15 protein-coding genes are annotated in these 21128 nt (G+C 72.8%); 5 read left to right on the top strand and 10 right to left on the bottom strand.

Annotation, left to right across the window (positions count from 1 at the left end; all coding sequences use genetic code 11):
• Positions 1 to 39 precede the first annotated feature (39 nt).
• Positions 40 to 1002, bottom strand: coding sequence for a calcium/sodium antiporter (locus CA12_RS08355; protein WP_145358517.1), 963 nt, complete (start codon positions 1000 to 1002; stop codon positions 40 to 42).
• Positions 1003 to 1271: 269 nt separating this feature from the next.
• Here CA12_RS08355 and CA12_RS08350 point away from each other — a divergent pair, with 269 nt between their 5' ends.
• Both CA12_RS08350 and CA12_RS08345 read left to right on the top strand, forming a co-directional pair.
• The gene (locus tag CA12_RS08350) at positions 1272 to 2594 is read left to right on the top strand and encodes a metallophosphoesterase family protein (RefSeq protein ID WP_145358516.1); all 1323 of its coding nucleotides are present in this window, start codon (positions 1272 to 1274) and stop codon (positions 2592 to 2594) included.
• A 112-nt stretch (positions 2595 to 2706) separates the two neighbouring features.
• On the top strand, positions 2707 to 6282 hold the full coding sequence (locus CA12_RS08345; protein WP_145358515.1) for an ATP-binding protein: 3576 nt from the start codon (positions 2707 to 2709) through the stop codon (positions 6280 to 6282).
• 27 nt (positions 6283 to 6309) lie between these two features.
• On the opposite strand, the gene CA12_RS08340 is transcribed toward CA12_RS08345, so the two are convergent.
• The 6 genes from CA12_RS08340 to CA12_RS08315 form a co-directional block, all read right to left on the bottom strand.
• Positions 6310 to 6960, bottom strand: coding sequence for a HEAT repeat domain-containing protein (locus tag CA12_RS08340; protein WP_145358514.1), 651 nt, complete (start codon positions 6958 to 6960; stop codon positions 6310 to 6312).
• A gap of 2 nt (positions 6961 to 6962) precedes the next feature.
• Complete coding sequence (locus CA12_RS08335; RefSeq protein ID WP_145358513.1) at positions 6963 to 8594, bottom strand: sulfatase-like hydrolase/transferase; 1632 nt, start codon at positions 8592 to 8594, stop codon at positions 6963 to 6965.
• Between the two features lie 254 nt (positions 8595 to 8848).
• Positions 8849 to 10033, bottom strand: a complete 1185-nt coding sequence (locus CA12_RS08330) for a DUF4350 domain-containing protein (RefSeq protein ID WP_165700632.1) — start codon at positions 10031 to 10033, stop codon at positions 8849 to 8851.
• Entirely contained in the window at positions 10030 to 12081 is a 2052-nt protein-coding gene (locus CA12_RS08325) for a DUF4129 domain-containing protein (RefSeq protein ID WP_145358511.1), read from the bottom strand. Before CA12_RS08325 ends, CA12_RS08330 begins: the two co-directional genes overlap by 4 nt.
• A gap of 187 nt (positions 12082 to 12268) precedes the next feature.
• On the bottom strand, positions 12269 to 13330 hold the full coding sequence (locus CA12_RS08320) for a stage II sporulation protein M (protein WP_145358510.1): 1062 nt from the start codon (positions 13328 to 13330) through the stop codon (positions 12269 to 12271).
• 163 nt (positions 13331 to 13493) lie between these two features.
• A complete protein-coding gene (locus CA12_RS08315) occupies positions 13494 to 14438 on the bottom strand; it encodes an RDD family protein (RefSeq protein WP_145358509.1) in 945 nt (314 codons plus the stop codon).
• A 226-nt stretch (positions 14439 to 14664) separates the two neighbouring features.
• On the opposite strand from CA12_RS08315, the gene CA12_RS08310 reads away from it, so the two are divergent.
• From CA12_RS08310 to CA12_RS08300, 3 genes are all read left to right on the top strand, one after another.
• Positions 14665 to 15711, top strand: coding sequence for a DUF1559 domain-containing protein (locus CA12_RS08310; RefSeq protein WP_145358508.1), 1047 nt, complete (start codon positions 14665 to 14667; stop codon positions 15709 to 15711).
• Positions 15712 to 15826: 115 nt separating this feature from the next.
• On the top strand, positions 15827 to 16984 hold the full coding sequence (locus tag CA12_RS08305) for a prenyltransferase/squalene oxidase repeat-containing protein (protein WP_242688162.1): 1158 nt from the start codon (positions 15827 to 15829) through the stop codon (positions 16982 to 16984).
• A 17-nt stretch (positions 16985 to 17001) separates the two neighbouring features.
• Positions 17002 to 17688 (top strand): Uma2 family endonuclease, encoded by a 687-nt coding sequence (locus CA12_RS08300; protein WP_145358506.1) that lies wholly within the window; start codon positions 17002 to 17004, stop codon positions 17686 to 17688.
• Positions 17689 to 18088: 400 nt separating this feature from the next.
• Here CA12_RS08300 and CA12_RS08295 read toward each other — a convergent pair whose 3' ends face one another.
• The 3 genes from CA12_RS08295 to CA12_RS08285 form a co-directional block, all read right to left on the bottom strand.
• Positions 18089 to 18637: an ABC transporter permease subunit gene (locus CA12_RS08295; RefSeq protein ID WP_145358505.1), complete on the bottom strand. Its 549-nt coding sequence runs from the start codon at positions 18635 to 18637 to the stop codon at positions 18089 to 18091.
• A gap of 260 nt (positions 18638 to 18897) precedes the next feature.
• Entirely contained in the window at positions 18898 to 19998 is a 1101-nt protein-coding gene (locus CA12_RS08290; RefSeq protein ID WP_145358504.1) for a type 2 periplasmic-binding domain-containing protein, read from the bottom strand.
• Between the two features lie 90 nt (positions 19999 to 20088).
• Positions 20089 to 20907: a PspA/IM30 family protein gene (locus tag CA12_RS08285; protein ID WP_145358503.1), complete on the bottom strand. Its 819-nt coding sequence runs from the start codon at positions 20905 to 20907 to the stop codon at positions 20089 to 20091.
• Positions 20908 to 21128 lie beyond the last annotated feature (221 nt).

The following is a 21128-nucleotide window of genomic DNA, read 5'->3' as shown; positions in this document are numbered from 1 at the left end:
CGGGGCGGAGGCCGTCGGGAGCGACGGCCGCACGGCGCCTCACCGCACGAACAGCCAGGAGACGTAGCCGCCGTAGGCGGCGATCAGGAGCAGACCCTCCCAGCGATTCACGCGGTAGCCGGTGCGGAGCAGCGGCAGGAGCACGATCGCGGCAGCGAGCATCACCAGCAGGTCGGCGTGCAGGCCCTCGCCCTCCGGCCCGTCGCCCGGGACGCTCAGCGGGGCGACGCAGGCCGTCGTCCCGATGATGCCCAGGGCGTTGAACATGTTGGAGCCGACCACGTTCCCCACCGCCATGTCCCCCTCGCCGTGGGCGGCGGCGACGGCGGTGGCGGCCAGTTCCGGCAGGCTCGTGCCGAAGGCGACCACCGTCAGCCCGATCACCGCGTCGGACAGCCCCGCGGCCCGGGCGATGATCACCGCCCCCTCCACCAGCGCCCAGGAGCCGACCGCCAGCAGGGCCAGGCCGGCGACCATCAACCCGGCCTCGATCCAGGCGCTGCCGGCCGGCGGGGGGAGTTCGGCGTCGGCCTCCGCGTTCGCCTTCGCGCTCTCCCGCCGGGCCAGCACGATCGTCGTCGTCACGTAGGCCACCAGCCCGGCGACCAGCAGCGCCCCCTCCAGGCGGGTCACGACCCCGTTCCACAGCACCCAGGTCAGCCAGCCGGAGACCAGCACGAGCAGCGGCAGGTCGATCTTCACCACCCGGGTCGCCACGGCAATCGGCTTCATCAGCGCCGCCAGGCCCAGGATCAGGCCGATGTTCGCCACGTTGGAGCCCAGCACGTTGCCGACCGCCACGGCGTCTTTGTCGTCCAGCGCCGCCTGCAAACTCACGCCCAGCTCCGGGGCGCTCGTCGCCAGCGAGACGACCGTCAGCCCCACCGCCAGCGGGCTCAGGCCCGCCCGCCGGGCCAGCCCGGCGCCGCCCCGCACCAGCCATTCCGCCCCGAAATACAGCATCGCCACGCCCGCCGCGACACCGAACCACGCCAGAATCATCAGGACCGAGGGGGGCAGAAGGCGGGGCGAACGACGGGCGGGGGACTGAACGGGGAGTGTAGGGCCGGGGCGCGCCATGGCGAGCGCAACAGCGTGCCCGACCCGAACGCCGGCGCCCGGGGCGGGGCCGTTTGAGCCGAAGCCGTCTTTCGCCCCGGGCGATCCGGGCTACACTCGGCCGACCGCCCTGCTGAACGGGCGTCCCGCGTTCGTTCGTCCGTTCCCCTCGCCACGCACGGGGGGCGGACGCCCCCTCGCTCGCCCGCCGCATGTTTCGCTTTCTGCACGCCGCCGATCTGCACATCGACAGCCCGCTGGGCGGGCTGGCGGCGTACGAGGGGGCGCCGGTCGGGCAGATCCGCACCGCCACCCGCCGGGCCGTGGAGAACCTGGTGGCGCTGGCCCTCGGCGAGGACCGCACCCCGGGCTGCTCCGAGCAGCGGCAGCCGGTCGACTTCGTGCTGATCGCCGGGGACGTCTACGACGGCGCCTGGCGGGACTTCAGCACCGGGCTGTTCTTCGCGGACAAGCTGAACCGGTTGCGGGAGGCGGACATCCCCGTCGTCCTGCTGGCCGGCAACCACGACGCTGACAGCGTCATCACCCGGCAACTCGCCCTGCCGGACAACGCCGTCACCCTCTCCACGGAGTCCCCCCAGAGCCACCGGATCGACCTCGCCGACCACGGCGTGACCGTCCACGGCCAGGGCTTCGCCACGCGGGCGGTGAAGACGGATCTGTCGTCGCACTACCCGGCGCCGGACGCCGGGCGGTTCAACGTCGGCCTGCTGCACACCAGCGCGACCGGCAGCGAGCAGCACGAGCCCTACGCCCCCTGCAAGCCGACCGAACTGGCCGCCAAGGGCTACGATTACTGGGCGCTCGGCCACATTCATACGCCCTGGGACCTGCACGACGCGGCCGACCCGCACGCCGCCCCGATCGTCTTCCCCGGCAACACGCAGGGCCGTCACGCCCGGGAACTGGGGCCGCGGGGCTGCCGGTTGGTCACGGTGCACGACGACGGCCGGGTGGAAAGCGAGTTCCGCCCGCTGGACGTGGTGCGGTGGGACAAGGTCGAGGTGAACGTCGCCGAACTGGTCGCCGGCGGGGAGGACTCCCCCGACGACTTCCTCCGGGCCGCCGCCGAAGGGCTGGAGGCCGCCGTCGCCAACGCCCGGGAGGACCGCGACCGGTTGCTCGCCGTGCGGGTGGAGTTCGTGGGCACCACCCCGGCGGACGCCACGCTGCGGGCCGATCCGCACGGGCTCGAATACGACGTCAAGAACGTCGCCAACCGCTTCGGGGGCGTCTGGGTGGAGAAGGTAAAGATCTCCACCCGGGCCCCGGAGGCCGACGGCGCCGCCGGCGACGACGGCCCGCTGGGCGTGCTGGCCGAGGTGCTCGCCGAAGCCCGCCGCGACCCCGAGGCCCTCGCGGCGCTGGCGGAGGTCGCCCTGCGGGACCTCCGCGGTTCGCTGCGGTCGAACCTCTCCGGCCGGGAGGGGCCGGACCTGTCGGACCCGGAACGCCTGAAAAGTCTGCTCGCCGACGCCGGCAAGCTGGCCCGCGACCGCCTGACTGCCGGCTGATCGTCCTTCGGGCACTGCCCCGGACGCGCGCCGCCTCGCGGCGACGGCGAACCGGGGGCGCCGCTCCGGTCTCGCCCCTCCCTCGTTCCTCCTCCCCCCTCCCCGGTTTCCCGTGCGGATCGAACGGCTCGACCTGATCGCTTTCGGCCCGTTCGCGGGGCTGTCGCTGGATTTCAGCGCCCCCGGTCTGCACGTCGTGTACGGGCCGAACGAGGCCGGCAAGAGCACCGCCCTGCGGGCCGTCCGCGACGCCCTGTTCGGCATCCCCGGGCAGTCGCCGGACAACCACCGCCACGACTACCGCGCCCTGCGGATCGGCATGACCCTCGCCCCCGGCGGGGCCGCGGCGGGAGACGTGAGCGACGGCCGCCTGAGCTTCCGGCGCCGCAAGGGCAACAAAAACACGCTGCTGGGCGACGGCGACGCCGAAACGGCCCTGCCGGACGACCGCCTCGCCCCCTTCCTGAACGGCACGACCGAGGAGGCCTTCAATAAGCTCCACGGCCTGCGCCTGAAGGAGTTGTCCGAGGGCAGCGAGGAACTGCTCGCCGGCGGCGGGGAGGTCGGTCAGTTGCTGTTCGCCTCCTCCGGCGGGCTCTCCGGCCTGCGGCACGTGCGGGAGGGCCTGCGGAAGGAGATGGACGAGCTGTTCCTCGCCCGCGGCCGCAATCCCACCATCAACGCCGACCTGCGGACCCTCAAAGAACTCCGCCAGCAAACCCACAACGAGGGCCTCTCCCCGACGGATTGGGCGAACCGCACGGCGGCGATCGAAGACCTCCGCCGGACCCGGGACGAGTTGAAGAAAGAGGCGGAGACGAAGCGGGCCGAGGCCGCCCGCGCCCGCCGGCTGCGGGCCGCCCGGGGCACGGCGGACCGGCTGACCGACGCCCTCGCCCGACAGGCGGAGTTGGAGGAACAGGTCTCCGCCGACGCCCCCCTGCGGGCCGCCGCCGACCGGCTGGAACACCTTCGCAGGCGGGCCGCCGCCGCGGCCGCCGCCGCGGAGGATCGGGAGGGCCTGGACCGCCGGGCCGCCGCGGCGACCGCCTCCGCCGAGCGGGCGCTGCGGGACTTGGCCCCCGCCGGCGCCGCCGCCGACTGGAGCCCGCCGGACCTGTCGGACCCGCAACGGGCGCACCTCGCCGCCGCCGCGGACGCCCATTCCGAACTGGCCCGGGACCTGTCGGACGCCGCCTCCAAGCGGCGGGCCGCCGCGGAGCGGGTGGAGGAACTGACCGCGACGCTGGCCGACCGGGCGGCGATCTCCGAGACCGCCGCGGACGCCCTCGCCGCCGCCCTCCGCCGGGCCGCGGCGCTGCCCGGCCCGGCCGCCGCCGTGAAGCTCGACCGGCAGATCGAGGCCCTGACGAAGAAGATCGCCGCCGGCCTCGCCCGGCTGCGCGGGTTCGACGGGACCGCGGCCGACCTGTCGGCGTTCTCGATCCCCGCGGAGGCCACGCTGGACCGCTTCGCCGCCGACCGGCAAACCGCCGTCGCCCGCCTCGCCGAGGCCCGCGGCCTGCTGGAGCGGTGCGAAGCGGACGCCGACGACGCCCGGGCCAACCTCGCCGCCCTCTCCGCCGCCGGCCCGGTGCCGTCCGAGGCGGACCTCGCCGCCGCCCGGCAGGCCCGGGAGGAAGTCTGGGCCGCGGTGCGGTCCCGTCTGACCGCCGCGGGACAGACGGACAGCTCGCCGGACGGGCTGATCCATCGGCAGGAACAGGCCACGGCGGACGCCGACGAGGCGGCCGACGCCCTGCGGGCCGAGGCCAAACAGGTGGAACGGGTCGCCGCCCTGAAGGCGGAGATCGCCCGGCACGAAGCCCGCGCCGCGACCGCCCGCGACCGGCGGGCCGCCGCCGAGTCGGCGGTGGAGCGGCTGGACGCCGACTGGGCGGCCCAGTGGCCGGCTCTCTCCGTCGCCCCGCACCCGCCGGCGGAGATGCGCTCCTGGCGGGCGACCGCGGCGGCGGTGGAGGAGGATTACAGCACGCTGGTCGAACTCCGCGACCGCCGGGCCGACGACGTCGCCGAGGCGACCGCCGCCGCCGCCGAGTTGGCCGCCCGGCTCGCCGAGGTGGAGGCGGGCCTGGACCGTGGGGAGGCCGACGTCGAGGCGCTGCGGGAGACGCTCGTCGCGTTGTCGTGGGAGGAGCTTCAGGATCGGGCGGCCCGCGCCCGCAAGCGGCTGGACGTGCGCGTCGGTCAGCAGGGCGTGATGGAGGAGAATCTGCAGCGGATGGAGGCCGCCCGCAGCGAGGCCGCCGCCGCGGAGGCCGACGCCAAAGCCGGCCTCGCCGCCTGGGCCGCCGACTGGGCGACCGCCACCGCCCCGCTCGGCCTGTCGATCGGCGGGGAGCGAACCCACGACGAACGCGGCGAACCGAGCGGCCCCAACCCGGCCGCGGTGCGGGCCTTCCTGAACGGCTGGGGCACGGTGCAGGGGCACCGCAAGGACGCCGCCGAGGCCCGCGGCCGGCTCGCGGAGATCGACGCCGCCCAAACCCGCTTCGCCGCGGACGCCGCCGCCCTCGCCGGGTCGCTCGCCCCGGACCTCCCGCCGGACGCGGACCCGGCGGAGCAGATCGCCCTGCTCTCGGAGCGGCTGGCCGCGGCGACAGAGCGGGCCCGGGAACTGCGAGACCTGCCGGCGGAGATTCGGACGCTGCAACGCGACCTGGACGTGCAGCGGGCCGGGGAGGAGGCCGACGCCTTCCTCGCCGCCGCCCGGGCCGGCGACCCGGACGAGCTGGACGCCCGGGCCGAATCGCTGGAGGCGGAGGCGCAGGACCTCGACGAACGCCGCGATCAGGCCATCACCGCCGTGCGGGACGCCGAGGCGGCTCTGGACGCTCTCGACACCCGCGGGGCCGCCGCCGAGGCGGAGCAGAAGGCCCAGGGCCTGCTGGCCAAGCTGGACGACGACGCCGACCGCTACGCCCGCTTCGCCCTCGCCGACGCCCTGCTGGCCGCCGCCGCGGAGCGGCACCGCGCCCGCCATCAGGGCCCGGTGCTGGCCCGGGCCGGGCGGCTGTTCGCCCGACTGACGGGCGGCTCCTTCGCCGGCTTGGACGTGACGTTGGAGCACGGCGACGAGCCCACGCTGGTCGGCGTGCGGCCGGCGACCGTCGCCGAGTCGGGGGAGGAGGGCGCCGTGACGATCCCGGGCGAAACGCTGCTGCCCCCCGCGATGAGCGACGGCACCCGGGACGCCCTGTACCTCGCCCTGCGGCTGGCCGGCCTGGCGGAAACGGCCTCCGGACGGCCGGTCCCCCCGCTGATCGTGGACGACGCCCTGGAACGCTTCGACGACGCCCGCACCGCCGCCGCCCTCGCCACGCTCGCCGAACTGGCCGACCCCGCGAGCGCGGCGAGCGGCAACGGGACGTTCGGCGGCACCGTGCAGGTCATCCTGTTCACCCACCACGCCCGCGTCGCGGAGTTGGCCGCCGGCCTGACGAACGCCCGGGCGACGGTGCACCGCCTGCCGACCGATCACCTGCCGGGCGAGCGTGCGGAGCCGCCGACACCGCGACTCGAACCGCCAGCAGCCGCCCCGGCCGGCCCCCCGCCGCCCCGCCGCCCGGCGGTGTCGAAGCCGGACGCGGAGAAGCGGGCTACGACCCCGCCCAAACCGAAGCCCAAGGCTCCCGCGGACGACGCCCGCCAGACGTTGTTCCTCTGACCGAACCGCCCCGGGGGACCGTCGGCGTCAGTCGCCCGCGGCGTCGGCTTCGATCAGTTCGATCACCCGGCCCGCCTTGGTCCAACTGTGGGAATGTCTTTGGCGAAAGGCGTCGCTCGCCCGTAGCCGCCGCAGGTTCTGCAGAGCGGCCGGCGTTCGGAACGCGGCCCGGGAGAGCATCGCCGAGACCACGTTCTCTTTCACCAGGACTGAGCGGTCCCGCAGCGAATCGATCAGTGCCGGGGTCGCCAGGGCCGGGGCCGGCTCGCCGTTCCGGCGTTGTAGGGCCCGGACGGCACACTGACGAACCCACGGCTCGTCGGCGTTGAGGAGTTCGATCAACGCCTCCAGCGAGCGCCGGCCCGACATCACGCCGAGAGCCTGCACCGTGTCCTGTTCGCTAAGCGATCCCGCGGCGAGGCGATCGAGGATCGCGTCTTCGCAGTCCGGCCGCTTGGCGAGCGACCACAACAGCAGGCCGCGGTCCTCCCACACGTCCCGGGGGTGACGATCGGGCGTGGGCGGCGGGTCGGCGAGGACCTCCACGACCGCGTCGACCGCCGCCGGCCCGCACGCCTTCAGGGCCTTTAGCGCCGCGACGCCCTCCGCCGAGTGGGGGCCGGCCCGCACCACGGTTCGGGCGAGTTCCAAAGCGGGGGGCGGCGTCGCGTTGGCCACGCTCAGTTCTCCAGTCGCACGACTTGGCTCGGCTTCCAGCCGATGCGGTGGGCGATCGCCCGCACCGTCGCGCCAGGCTCCGGCGTGAAGGGTTCCGCGTACACCCGCCACGTTTGGTCGCCCGGCAGCTTGTAGCCGATGGAGGCGCCGGCCGTTTCGCAGCGGATCGTCACCAGGCCGTCCGCCTCCAGAATCAGCGGTTTCGCGGTTCGCGGCTGCTGGCCGTTGGGCCAGAGGGTGGCGATCAACTCCGCCCCGTCGAGCGTGCGGGAGTCGTTCGTCTGCTCCATCCAACGCTCCGTCGCCGTCCGCAGGTCGGTCAGCACGTCGGCGTACGCCGGGTCGGCGGCGAGGTTGCGGATCTCGTGCGGGTCGGCCTGCGTGTCGTACAGCTCCTCCTGCGGTTTGGAGGCGCCGGAGAGCTGCCACTGGTCCGGGCCGAGGGCGTTCCTGGCGATGAGGTCGGTGATCTCCGCGGCGCCGGCGGCCCGGTCACGGTAGGGGACGAAGCCCCAGTAGGGTAGGTCCGGCCGCAGGTTGCGGACGTATTTGAACCGCGGCCCGCGGGCGGCCCGGATCGTCTCCGGCGCCGGGTCCATGCGGTCCCGGGCCGCGAAGACGTACTCCCGCGGCTCCCCGGCGTACTCGCCCAGAAACGCCGGGCCGGGCAGCCACGCCGGCGGTTCGATCCCCGCGAGGCTCAGCACGGTGGGGGCGAAATCCACGAAGCTCACCAGCCGGTCGTTCGTCGTTCCCGGCTCGCCGCGGTCCGGGTGGCCCGCGGGGAACCGGACGATCAGGGGGACCTGCAAGCCGCTGTCGTAGACCCAGCGCTTGTGCCGCGGCAGGCCGTCGCCGTGGTCGGAGAAGAACATCACCACCGTATTCTCCCGCAGGCCGTCGGCGTCCAGCTCCGCCAGCAGGGCGCCGACTTCTTCGTCGAGGACGGCGAGGTTGTCGTACTGCCGGGCGAAGTCCTCCCGCATCGCGAGGGTGTCCGGCAGAAAGGGCGGGACCGTGACCGCGGCCCGGTCGGTGATCGCCGGGCTGGTGCGCTCGTGCAGTTTGCTCTCGTGGGTGGTCATGAGGTTGAACACCGCGAAGAACGGGGCGGCCTCCGCCGTGCCGTGGCCGGGGCGGTTCCGCCAGTGGGCCTTCTTGCCGCTCTCGTCCCAGACGGTAACGGGCGGCGTGAACTGGTAGTCCTGCTTCGAGTTATTTGTGCAGTAATAGCCCGCGGCCCGGAGCAGTTCGGGGAAGCACCGCACCGGGGCCGGGGGGGTGGCCTCCCAGGTGGGAATCGCCCGCAGCACGGGGTCGGTCACGTCCGCCAGGGCGCTGGTGCGTTTGACCGTCCGCATCGGCCCGGCCCCGGCGGCCGTGGGATAGGTCCCGGTGATCAGCGTGAACCGGTTCGGCGAGCAGACCCCGTACACCCCGAAGGCGTGCGTGTACCGCGTGCCCTCCGCCGCCAATCGGTCGAGGTGCGGCGTGCGGGCCAGCGGATCGCCGTAGGAATCCAGCCGGGGCGAGAGGTCCTCGCAGGTGATCCACAGCACGTTGACCGGCGGCGCCGGTGCCGCGTCGGGAGCGGCCGTGAGTAGGAACGCGGCGAGCAGCGGGGCGGTGAACATCGGCGGCGCGGGTCGGGGGGCGAGGCGCCCCGAGCTTACCGGCCGGCGGTCCCCCCGTTCGTCGTTCCCCCCTCTCCCTCAAGGGAGAGGGGCCGGGGGTGAGGGTGAGGCGCGGTTCGCCCGTCTCCGCTCATGCAGTGACGAACCGGCCGACGTGCAAGCAAGCCGGACGGCGAACGGGGTGCGCGAGTCACTGCCCCCTCACCCCCGGCCCCTCTCCCCCAAAAGGGGGGAGAGGGGGGAGCGAATCCCCGCTACCGCCGGCGGCGGCCGGCGTCGGCGCGCAGGGCGGCGAGTTCGCGGATCAAGCCGGCCGCCGCCCGGCGCTTCATCGCGGTTTTCATGCCCGGCTGGGTGCGGGCGTCGACGGCGGCCAATCGGGCGAACAGGTCCCGCACCGCCGCGGGGTCGCGGCCGGCGGCGACGGCGAGCGCCTCGGCCCGCTTCGCCCGCTCCTTGGCGTCCGCCGGCAGACGCAGGTCCCGGGCGACGGCCCGGCGGTACCAGCCCACCACGCCCGCCCCGTCCCCGGTGCGCCAGGCGAGATCGCCGGCGGCGTCGGTGTGATCGGTGAGGGTCCGCCGCGGCGGGTCCGGGTCCGGCAGCGGCGGGCCGAACGCCCGCCCCCGCCACCAGCCCCACAGCAGGGCCAACAAGCACAAATGCAACGTGAGCGGCCGCAATTCCGGGTCGAGCAGCAACGCCACCGTCTTCGGGGTGCCGGTCAGGTTCAGCGATTCGTCGAACACGATCCGCCGGCGCCCGTTCGCGGCCCGCTCCAGCAGGCGGAAGGCCAGCGCCGCGTTGTCGCCCCAGGCCAGCGAGCGGTTGCTGAACCCCGCCGACCCCGCCGCCAGCACGGCCGTCCCGCCCCGCCAGGTTTGGGTGAGGGCCACGCGGTCCTCGTCGTTCGCCCCGGCCTTCACCAGCGCCTCCCCCGCCCCCTCGACCGTGCCGCCGTACGGCCAGAACAGTTTGAGTCCTGTCGAGTCGAGCCCGGCGGCGAGGGAGGGCTCCGCCCCCTCCAACCGGCCGACGTCCTCCCCGCCGTTGCCTTCCACCCGGCCGAGCGGCCCGAGGTCCAGCGACCGCCCCTCCCGGGTGGCGAACAGCAGCCCGCCGCCGTCACTCACCCACTCCTCCAGCACGTCCTCTTCCCCCCCCGTCAGTTCGCGGGCCGGGCCGAGCACGACCAGCAACGTGTCCGCCGGGGTCTCCTCACCCGCCACGACCGCCAGCGGCGATTCCCGGCGAACCGTTTCGTAACCGGCCCGCTCGGCGAGCAGCACGAGGGCCTTCTGACCCTCCGGCGCCGGGCTGCGGGTGTCGTCCGGCAGGGCGGGCCGCCAGTCGGCCGGGGCGAACTGCGCGAGCAGCGCCAGCACGCAGGCCGTCGCCCACGCCGCGTCCCGGGCGCCCAGCGGCACGCGCGTCATCATCGCTCGCCCCGCATGCGGGACGGAGCCGGATCGTGGACGGCCCGGTCGGAGACGCCGGCGAGGTAGGCCGCCTCGGCCTCCGCGTATTGCTCCAGACCGCCGGGCCGGCGGCCGTAGCCCAGCGGTTCGTAGACCTTCACCACCGTTGAGAGCGCCGGGTGCAGGGCGGGGTCGGGGCGGGCGGCCCGGAGGTACTCCCGGGCGGTGAGGCCGCGGCGGGGACGAATCAGCCCGGCCAGTTCCACCCGGTCGGTCAGGCCGTTCAGCAGCAGGGCGACGGCCTCGCCGTAGCGGCCGTCGGCGGCGGCGGCCCGGGCGGCGGCGAGGCGTTCGTCCGGCGGGCGGCGGGCGGCGGGGGCGTCGTCCTCGGACGGCCCGCGTCCCGCGGCGCCGGGGGTCGGGGGCGTCGTCGGGGCGGACTCCCGCTCCATCACCCCCCGCACCACGGCCCAGAGGAGAAGCAGCAGCACCGCCGCCAACGCCACGCCCGCCGCGACCAGGGCGATCGTGCTGACGATCTGCCCCAACGCTCCCGCCGCCGCCCCGACCCCCGGCCCCGCGCTGCCGGACGACCCCGAGGACGAGCCGCCCCCTGAGCCGGAGCCGCCCGACGGCGTGCCGTTCGAACCCGGCCCCCCGGACCCACCGCCCGACCCCGGTCCGGACGCCCCGCCGCCGCCCCCGTCGCCCTCGCGGCCGCCGAGGGGGGAACCGCCGCCGAGCGGGGGGAACAGGCCGTCGCCCCGCTCGCCGAAGTCTCGCAGCGGGCGGAACTCGTCGCGGCCCAGCACCGCCTCAGCCCGGGCGGAGACCTCCGCGGGATCGGCCGGCGCCGGGCTCTGGGCGAACGCCGCGGCGGGGGGAAGAAGCGTCAGGAGGAACGCCGCGGCGACACCGGCGGAACGAGAGGCGGAACGAGCGGCGGAACGGCGGGGGGCGGTCGTGGCGGGGGGGGCGGTGCGGGCTTCCTCCTCGGCGAGGCGGTTGCGTTCGCGGGTCACGGCCTGTTGCACGTCCCAGCAGTCCCGCCGCACCCGCAGGTCGACCAGCGTGGCGAACCAGGCGACGCGGGCGGCGACGTAGGCCGTCACCCCGCCCAGCGCCGCGAGGGCCGCGGCGGTGGGGTCGTCGGCCAGCGCCGCCCAGAAGCTCCCCCCGTCGGACCACCCGGCCTCCAGCGCCGCCCCCAGTGCCGGCCGCCAGTTCAGCAGGGCGGAGCCGATCAAGTCCGCCGTCAGCATTCCGATCAGCCACAACGCCGCGACGAGCGCCCCGGTCACGTTCGCCCGCACAGCGAGGGCCATGACCCAGGTCTTCAGCAGGCCGTCGGCGTGTTCGTCGTGCAGCCGGGCGGAAATCGCCCGCAGCGCCCGCCGTTCGGACCGGAAGGCGAACTTCCCCGCGATCCCCACCGCGATCGGCGTCCACATCACCAGACAGATCCACGCCAGCAGCTCCCAATCCGGGAGGAAGAACAGCCACAGCGGCCAGCCGAGCAGCGCCCGCACGGCGATTCGCCCCGCCAGCAGCCGCCCGGACCGCGGGGGGAACGGCGCCCGGCGGGAGAGGTCCGAGGCGGTCCGCAGCCCCAGTGCCGCGGCGAGCGTCGCGGCGACGGAGAACCGCCCCGTCGGGTCGGCCAGCCAGGCCCCGAAGGCCGTCGGCAGGTCCAGCCAGCGGGGGGCGAGGTACAGCGCCGCCAGCAGCACGCACAGGCCGGAGAGCAGCGCCTCCCGGGTGCGTTCCCGTTGGGTGCGCAGCCGGGGGGCGTCGGCGTCGGTCGTCTCGCCGGTCCCCGCGTCGCCGTCCCCGAAGGTCCCCCGCACCGCGGTGGCGGCGATCCGCAGGCCCAGCGGGGCGGTCACGAACAGTACGGCCAGCGTGCCGACGACCCAGCCGTGCCCGCAGGCCCGACCGGCGGCGTCCGCCAGCAGCGCCGCCGGCAGCCCGCCGGCCGCGGCGAACCGCAGCCACAGCACGGGGTTGGCCCCGCAGGCGGCGAGGCCCACGTCCAACGCCCCCGCCGGCCCGTACGGGGCCAGCGGCACAGCAAAAGGTCGGCTCATCGCGGCGCCCCCCGACTCCCGCCCCGAGCCCCGACCGTGAGGGAGGGGTCATTCTCGCGGCCGCCCGCGCGCTGACGGGATCTGCCTGCGGACAGACGGGATCGGTCTGCGGATACGGGTGAGCGGCCCCTTCCTGACGGGCGGAGCTCATGGACGCGGCGGAACGCGTTCATTGGTTCACCCCCGTCGGTTCGGCGTGCGCCCCGCCGCGGCCGGCGAGCAGCAGCCAGGCGAACACGGCCACCCACAGGCTCCCGCCGACGGCGTACTTGACGCTCGGGGCGATCGGCGCCGGGGACCAGAACGCCTCCAGCCCGGCGGCGATCATCAGCATGACCGCGGCGCCGGCGGCGACCTGGATCGCCTCCCGGCCCCGCACGATCAGGCTGCCCAGCCGCGACCGCCGCCCGGGGTGCAGCATCGCATCGGCGAGCATCAGCCCGGCCCCGCCGGCCACGGCGATGGCGGTCAGTTCGAACGAGCCGTGCGTGACCGCGAAGCTGAACAGCCGCTCGCCGTTCCCGCTGACCCCCGCGTAGCCGAACACTGCCCCGATCTGGATGCCGTTCGACAGCAGCACGTAGATCGTGCCCAGTCCGAACGTCACCCCGAGGGCGAAGCACTTCAGGGCGATGCCGACGTTGTTGTAAACGTAGAACCCCGCCATGAGGCTCCGCTGCCCGCCGTAGGCGCCGAGGTCGAAGGCGGATTCGGCTTCGCCGCTGTCGTCTTCGCCGCTGTCCGCTTCACTGGGGCCGTCGGGGTCGAGGCCGCCGCCCTCGGCGTACATCTCGTCGTACATCGCCTGGGCCTCCGGGGGGAGGATGCGGTCGGCGAGCGACGGCCGCAGCGCGACCGCCGCCCAAGCGACGCAGAACGGCCCGAAGAACAGCACCGCCGCGACGAGGAAGAACCGCCCGTTCCGCCGGAAGACCCGCGGGAAGCCGTGCAGCAGGTAGCCCGCCGCCCCGCCCAGCGGCGAGGCCGGGGCGGCGTAGAAGGCCGTGTGCCCGCGGCCCAGCAGCGTGTTGAGGTACTCGTCCAGCCGATCGCCCCAGCCGTGGGCCCGCACGGCGGCGAGGTCCGCGGCCAGCTCCCGCAGCCCGCGGGACAGTTCCGCCACCTCCCCGGCCGTGCGGCCCCGCAGCCGACGGCGGTCGAACCGGTCCAGCAGCTCCGTGAACCGCGCCCACCGCGGCCGCCGGGCGGCGAGAAAGTCGCGCTTCGTCATTGCACGCCCCCAGCCGAGAGCGTGCCGAGGGCGTCGTGAGCCCGGAGCGCAAGCTCCGGCTGTGCGTTCGTCTGGTGACGCCGATCGGACTTGCCGTCGGGCTGCGCCGACGGCCGGAGCTTGCGCTCCGGGCTCACCGCGCGGGGCGTGCTGCAGCGACCCGTCATCGGCGCCCCCGGTCTGGTTCGTTCGCGTCGTCTTCCGGTCGCAGGTACGTCGCCCAGACCCTGGCGAGGAAGGCCATCGGGTAGACCTTCACCCCGGCCGGGTCGCCGCCGTACCGCAGGCGGCGGGCGACGGCGAGGGCCAGCGGCAGGGCGAGTTGGTGGCCGCGCTCGTGGTCCAGCACGCCGCGGCGGGCGAGGTATTCGTCCACCGTCGCCAGCGTGCTGCGGGGCGGCCGGGGGCCGGCGATCAGGGCGCGGTCCAGCGGGGCGATTTTATCGAGGATTACCGGCTGCTTGGGCGGCGTCGCGGGGTGGGTGCGGATCACCACGGTGCCGGCGAACAGGTCGCCGATCCGCTGGCCCCGCGGGCTCAGCGTACAGCAGAGCGCCCCCAGCCCGTACAGCGGCAGGGGCGGCGGCCAGAGGAGAGAGGGCATGACGTGCGGCGGGGCGGTGAACATCAGCGGCAAGGCGTCAGCGAACCGCAGCAGGTTCCGCACCAGCGCCGGCCAGAAGGTGACCGGCCCGCCGTCCGTCCGCACCACCCGCAGGCCGAACAGCGCCTTGCCCGGCGTCCGCCCGCCGTTGAACGCCTCGAACGCCGTGAAGTAGCCCCACTCGCTGACGAACGCCAGCAACAGGAAGGCCCCGAACGCGAACTCCCCCAGGCCCGCACAGGCGATCGGCACAATGACCAGCAGGGCGGCGACGAGGATCGCCGCCCGGATGCCCGTGTCGATCAGCCAGGCCCCGCAGCGCCGCGTCACGCCGGCCAGCGGCAGTTCGAGGACGATGTTCTCCGGCGTCTCCACCCGCATGCGGAGCGTCCCCGCCCGCCCCAGCAGCCCGGCGCCGCCCAGCGCGTCGATCCCCCCCAGCAACTCGTCCGTCGCCCGTGTCTCCGGAGCAGCGGCGTTGGCGGCGACGGGGGGGGGAGCCATCAATCCGGCAGCTTGACGACTCTTCGCCCCGCTCGACAAGGTTCCCCGCCCTCCGCGACGGCGGCGGTTCGCTTGGAAAACGTTTGGCCCCGGGCGGCGGCGGTTGCCGCATTGTTCGCGGCCCCACCGTTCGGCGGTCGTCCCGCCCCCGTTTTACTCATAGTTCATGCCCCTTAGCGCCACGAAAACGTCTGCCCGCTCCCCCCGCAGCACCGGGGCGCGAGCGATGACTCACCGCCGGGCCGGGTTTACGCTGATCGAACTGCTGGTGGTCATTGCGATCATTGCGATCCTGGTTTCCCTGCTGCTCCCCGCGGTGCAGCAGGCCCGGGAGGCAGCCCGCCGGGCCCAGTGCCAGAACAACCTCAAACAGCTCGCGCTGGCGGTTCATAACTATCACAGCACGACCTCGGTGATCCCGCCCAGCGCCTGCCTGTCGACGGCCGGGTACACCGGCAATAACGGCTCCTGGGGCGTCCACGGCCGGATTCTGCCGGAGATCGACCAGGGCACGCTGGCCCAGTACGTCAACTTGTCTCTCGCCTGGGACGATCAGGCGACGCTCGACGGGCTGAAGATCCCCACGTTCGGCTGCCCCAGCGATCCGCTGTCGTTCGTGCCCCGGGACACCGGCAAAGTCGCCCGGTACCTGTACCCGACCACCTACGGCTTTAATTTCGGCACCTGGCTGGTCTGGGACCCCGCACGGGGCGGCAGCAAGGGCCTCGGCGGGGACGGGCCGTTCTTCCCGAACTCCCGGCTGTCGATTTCCCACGTCCGCGACGGCTCCACCAACACGCTGATGATCGCGGAGGTGAAGGCTTTCACCCCCTATTTCCGCAACCACAGCGGCCCGCTGCCGGCGAACACGCCCGTGCCGGACGCCGTTGACGACGTGCTGGGCTACACGGCGGACTCCGACAAGAAGCTCGGCGATCAGAACTCCAACACCGGCCACACGGAATGGCCGGACGGCCGCGTGCACCACACCGGCTTCACCACGGTCTTCACCCCGAACACCGAGGTCATTTGGGTCGATCCGAGCACGCAGGAGGAGTACGACGTGGACTTCTCCTCCTGGCAGGAGGGCAAACAGAGCGGCGGGAGCGTCAACGCCACGATGGCGGCGATCACCAGCCGGTCGTACCACACCGGCGTGGTTCAGACCGCGATGATGGACGGCAGCGTGCAATCGGTCTCCGAAAGCGTGACCCGCGACATCTGGCGGGCCGCCGGCACCCGCGGCGGCGGCGAAGTGACCGAAGGCTTCTGACCGCGGCCCCCGGTTCAATTCCCGTTGCACCCTCACCCTCGGGGCGGCCGTCCGTAGAATACGCCTCCCGGATCGCCCCCCTCGTCAGTTCGTCATTCACACCCCGGAGTTTCTCGTGCGGCTCGCCCTCGCCCCGTTCGCTTTCGCCCTCTCCGCCCTCGCGGCGGGTCCGACCCTCGCCGTCGCCGCCGATCCGCCCGTGACCGCGGCGGGCACCGAGGCCCCCGACGCCGCGGAAATCAACGCCGCTCGGCAGCGAGGAATTGATTTTCTCCGCACCACCCAGAACGACGACGGCGGGTGGAGCAGTAAGGAATCGCTGGGCATCAGCGCCATCGTCGCCGTCTCGCTGCTGGACTCCGGCCTCGCCGCCGACAGTCCCACGATCGCCAAGGCGCTGGACTATCTGGAAGCGAACGTCCGCGAGGACGGCGGGATTTATTCCGAAGGCTCCACCCACCGCAATTACGAAACCGCCCTGGCCCTGATGGCGCTCTCCCGGGTGGAGGGCGACGAGTACGCCAAGCCGATCGCGGGCGCCCGGGCGTTCCTCAAGGGGCTGCAATGGGACGAGGGCGAAGGGATTGAAAGCGACGACCCCCGCTGGGGCGGCGCCGGCTACGGCAGCGGCGGCGACCGGCCGGACCTTTCCAACACGCAGTTCCTCGTCGAGGCCCTGAAGGCCAGCGGCAGCGGGCCGGAGGACGAGGCGATCCAGAAGGCGCTGGTCTTCGTCACCCGCACGCAGAACCTCGAAGGCCACGGCAACGACACGCCGAACGCCGCGAAAATTAATGACGGCGGCTTCTATTACACCCCCGCCCTCGGCGGACAGACGAAGGCCGGCACCACGGCGAACGGCGGCCTGCGGAGCTACGCCAGCATGACCTACGCCGGGTTGAAGTCGATGATCTACGCCGGCCTGACCAAGAACGACCCCCGCGTCAAAGCCGCCCGCGACTGGGCCGCCAAACATTACACCCTCGCCGAAAACCCGGGGATGGGTTTGCAGGGGCACTATTATTATCTCCAGGCGTTCGGCAAAACGATGAGCGTCCTCGGCGAGGACACGCTGACCGACGCCGACGGCGTGACGCACGACTGGCGGGCGGACCTCGCCGCCCAACTGCTCTCCATGCAGCGGGAGAACGGCAGCTGGGTGAACGAGGCGGACCGCTGGTACGAGGGCGACCCGAACATGGTCACCGCCTACGCCCTGATGGCCCTCGCCGACGCCGCCCCGGTCAAGACGGCCGCCGCGGCGACCAAATGATCGGGTAAACTGCCGGGATGCCGGACCTCCTCGACGCCCCGCCGCCGACGCCCGCCCCGGCCGCCCCCGCCCTGCGGGAGCGGCCGGTCGGCGTTTCGACCCCCGAACCTGTCCCGCCGCCGGAGTCGCCGCGTCCGCTGCGGGTCACGGTGGAGATGTATCACGCCATGATCGGTGCCGGGGTGTTCGACGGGATCGGGGGTCGGCGGATCGAACTGTTAGACGAAGAACTGGTCGAGATGTCGCCGGCGTACGCCCCGCAGGAGTTCCACGTCGGTCTCGCTGCGGACGTGCTCCGAGAATTAATCCCGTCCGGCTGGAGCGTCCGCGAGGAAAAGAGCATCGTCATGCCGCGCAGCGAGCCGGAGCCGGACGTCGCCGTGCTCAAGAAGGCGAGCAAATTCTTCTACTCCCGGAAGCCTCGGCCCGACGAGGTTGCGCTGGTGGTGGAGGTGTCCGACAGCACGCTCCACCACGATCGCACCCGCAAAGCGGCGATCTACGCCACGGCGGGAATCAGCCCGTATTGGATCGTGAACCTGCCGGAGCGGGTGTTGGAGGTCCGCACCGACCCGCACGGCGAGACCTATCGCTCCCTGAGGACCTACGGCGAAGAGGAAACGATCGAGTTCGCCCTCGACGGTCGCGCATTCTCGCTGCCCGTCGCCGAACTGCTGCCAGAGGCCGAAACGGATGACGGCTGACCTCCCAGAACAGTTTGAGGACGAGGATTGGCCGGGCGGAGAGGTCCCGGCCGTTCTCCTGGTGAAGGAAGATTTTCGATCGCCGTTCTGGCAGATCGTGTTCTTCCTCGCGGGCTTCGTCGTCAGCTGTCTGCCGATCCGCTTGGCGTTCTCCCGACCTGTCCTCGAAACGCTCGGGGAGCGCGGGTTCTGGATCAAGCTCCCCGCCGCCGCGGCGTTCGGGGCGTTGTTTTCGGCGCAGGTTCTTCTGTGGAAAGGTGCCGACCGCGACGAGGGGCCCGTCTTTTTCGCGATCATGGTCGCCCTGTTCGCGGCCGTCGGGGTCGTGGCCGTGGCCCTGCTGCACGCTACGGACGCGGTGAACGAACGGCTCCGCGACGGGCGGCCGGTCGCGTTCCCGCTACGGGTTCTTTTGAGTCAGGGCGTTTGGTCGATCCTCGTGTGGATCTTCGTCTGCACGCCGGCCCTGCTGTTCGGGACGTTCCTCGCCGCGACGCTCGTCACCTGGGCGTTCGGACTGGGATAGTTCCCGACGGCTCTCACACGCCGGATATTGAAAGAACCGGAACGCCAGCGAGGTGCGGTCCAGCATGAGCCCCTGCGCCACGTTGCCCTGGGCGGTGAGGAAGTCGTACAGCGTATCATGCTGATAAACGATGCCCACGTCCGCCAGTAGCCGTTCGGCGGCGATGAGGAAGATCATCCCCAACCCGGCCGCCAGTCGCAGGCTTTCGAGGAACCGCGGGAGCGTCTGCGGGACGATCACGTTCCAGACGGCCTCCGCGTGGCTGGCCCCCAGCGTATAGGCCTCGCTGACGGCGTGGTCGGTGACGTCGGTGAGCACGCTTTTATAGAGACCGCCGGCCAGCAGCGGGAAGACGCCCAGGGCGATCAGGCCGACGTACAGCGCCTCGCCGATGCCGAAGGCCCGGTAATAAACCGCCAGCATGGCCGTCGGCGGGATGGAACCGAAGAACAGCAGCGTCGGCCCCCGCCCGGCGCCGACCGGGGTGGGGGCGGATTAGGCCAACACAAGCACGAGCGCACAGCCGACGCCGAGGGTGACGCGGGTGAGCGGGCGGATCGGCTGGCGAATCATGGGTGAACCTGGGAGGAACAAACCCGAAGCGTTAGCGAGGGACGCAGCGTTTGTCCGAGTGACGGGCGCGGCGCCCCTCGCTGACGCTTCGGGTTAGTAAAAACCGCGGGTCACTTGGCCGGGCCGGCCGTTTCCAGGTCGAGGTACTTTGTGGTGAAGTTCAACGCCGCGGCGTCGTCCTCGAAGCCGTAGGCCGGGGCCTCCTCGCCGGTGTGGGCCGCGGTGAACTCAGCGACCCTGGGCATCGTCTGCTCGGCGAACTCCGCCTTCGTCATCAGGGCCTTGGCGTCGGCGGCGGTGGCGTAGAAGCGGGACTGCTCCATCACCGTGTTCATCTCGTCCAGATTCAACTTCATGCCGACGCGCTCGCCGAGGGCGACCTTCAAATCGTCGTCGGCGTTCAGCTTCGTATTGAAGGCGTGGAAGGTCTCCGCGAGGCAGGCGGCGAAGCGGTCGCCGCCGGGCTTGGCGAGGCTGTCCTTACCGATCGCGACCAGGTCGACGACCTCCTCGGGAATCTCCGAGGAGTCCATCAACCGCTTGGCGTTGGGCGTGTTGCGTTCGGCGGAGAGCAGGAACGGGTTCCAGACGCAGCAGCTTTTAATCTGACTGTCCTGCAGCGCGCGGGCGGCCTCGGCCGGGTCCATCGATTTATAGGGGTAGTCGGCGGGGTTCTCGCCGCGTTCCTCCAGACAGCGCCGGAAGACGTACTGGGAGACGGTGGCCTCCAGCCCACGGGTGTCGACGGCCTTCAAACCGGCCACGTCGTTCACCCCGACGGCGAGCACCGCGTCGCCGCCCACGCTGGTGCTGGTCGGGAAGGCCACCACCGCCGGGCGCCCGCCGGCCAGCGGGAGGATGTCGATATTCGTGATGCAGACCGCGTCCACCTGACCGTCGGCGTACAGGCCCAGGCAGGGGTCGTAGTCCGCCTGCTTGAGGACCACGTCCACGTTCCACTTCTGCTCCATCTCGCCGAGGGAGCCCGCGGCGCCGTCGATCAGCCCCTCGCTCTCCGCCACGCCGAAGGCGCTCCAGGAGGGATATTCGCTCCAGGCGAGGGAGAAGGCGGGCGTGTCGGCGTCCGCGTCGACGCCGACGGGCGCCGCGTCCGGGGAGTCGCCCTTCTTCTCGGAGGAACAGCCGGGCAGCGCGACGAGCAGGCCGGCGGCGAGCGACGCCAGCAGGCGGGGGGACCAGCGGGAGAGCATCGGGGCTTCCTGGGAGGGGGGGGCGAACGGGAAATCGCGTGAGGGACACAACGCACGAACCGCCGCCGCGGATCGCCCGGGGGACCCCGCTCAACCTTCGGGGATACTGGTCTTCACCGGAGCCTCGTTGACCGCCGGGGCGCCGTCGGCCTCCTGGCTCAGGCCGATCAGGGCGTCGAACTCGTCCTCGGCGGCGTCGGCCTGGGCGTAGGCGAGGAAGTCGTCCTCCGCCTTCTGCGTGTCCAGCCCGGCGACCTCCCGGCTGATGCGGGCGTTCGCCTTGGCCTTGTTGCGCAGCTCGCGGAGTTCCCGCAGCTCCTCGCCGGTCCGATCCTCGGCGAGGCCGGTCATCATATCGGCGAGCTGCTTTTCCTCCTGGGCGCTCATGACGTCGGCGACGGCGTCGTGCTTTTCCTCCTTCAACTTGTCCAGCTCGCGCATCAGCGACTGGATCTGCGTTTTATGGCCGGCGACGTTGGTGACGAGCTGCTCCAGGTCCGCCTCGATCTCCGCGGCCCGGTCCTGCTTTTCCTGCAGGGTGGAGCTGAAGTCTTTAAAGGCGGCGCTGCACTTGAGGTATTCGGTGTCCTTCTTGACCGCCTCCGCGTCCCCGCCGTGGCTCTGGGCGACCTTGCGGGCCTTCGCCGCGGCGCCGGCCTTGAGCTGCTCCAGCTTTTCGATCTCGCCCACCAGCGTGGTGAGCCGCTGCTTCTTGGACTCCTCCTGGGCGATCATCCCGGCGATCGCGTCTTTATAAGTGTTGATGCGGCTGCGCTTCTCCCGGACGATCCGGTCGTAGTTCGCCTTCATGACGTCCGGGTTGGAGCGCAGCCCCTCGCCGGCCTTGTCCATTTTGCCGGTGAACAGGTAGCCGATGGAACGGAACAGACGGCCGAGGGCGCCGAACATGGGTCGCGGACGGTGGGAGGTGCGGGGCGTGTGCGAACGGGAACGCCCGGCGGGCGAGGGCGGTTCACGCCCCGAGTGTGGAGAAGTGACGCACCGGGCGAAAGCGAACGGCCGGGGGGCGGGCCGGGCCGTCCCCCCTCGCCCCCTTTTGGGGGAGAGGGGTCGAGGGTGAGGGGGCAGCGACGCCCGGACGCTGTTCACGTTCCGCCTGCTCACCCGGT

Source organism: Alienimonas californiensis (genome assembly GCF_007743815.1).
Taxonomy (GTDB): Bacteria; Planctomycetota; Planctomycetia; order Planctomycetales; family Planctomycetaceae; genus Alienimonas; species Alienimonas californiensis.
Note: the sequence above shows the minus strand (reverse complement) of the source record. Positions and strands in the feature narration are given on the sequence as shown.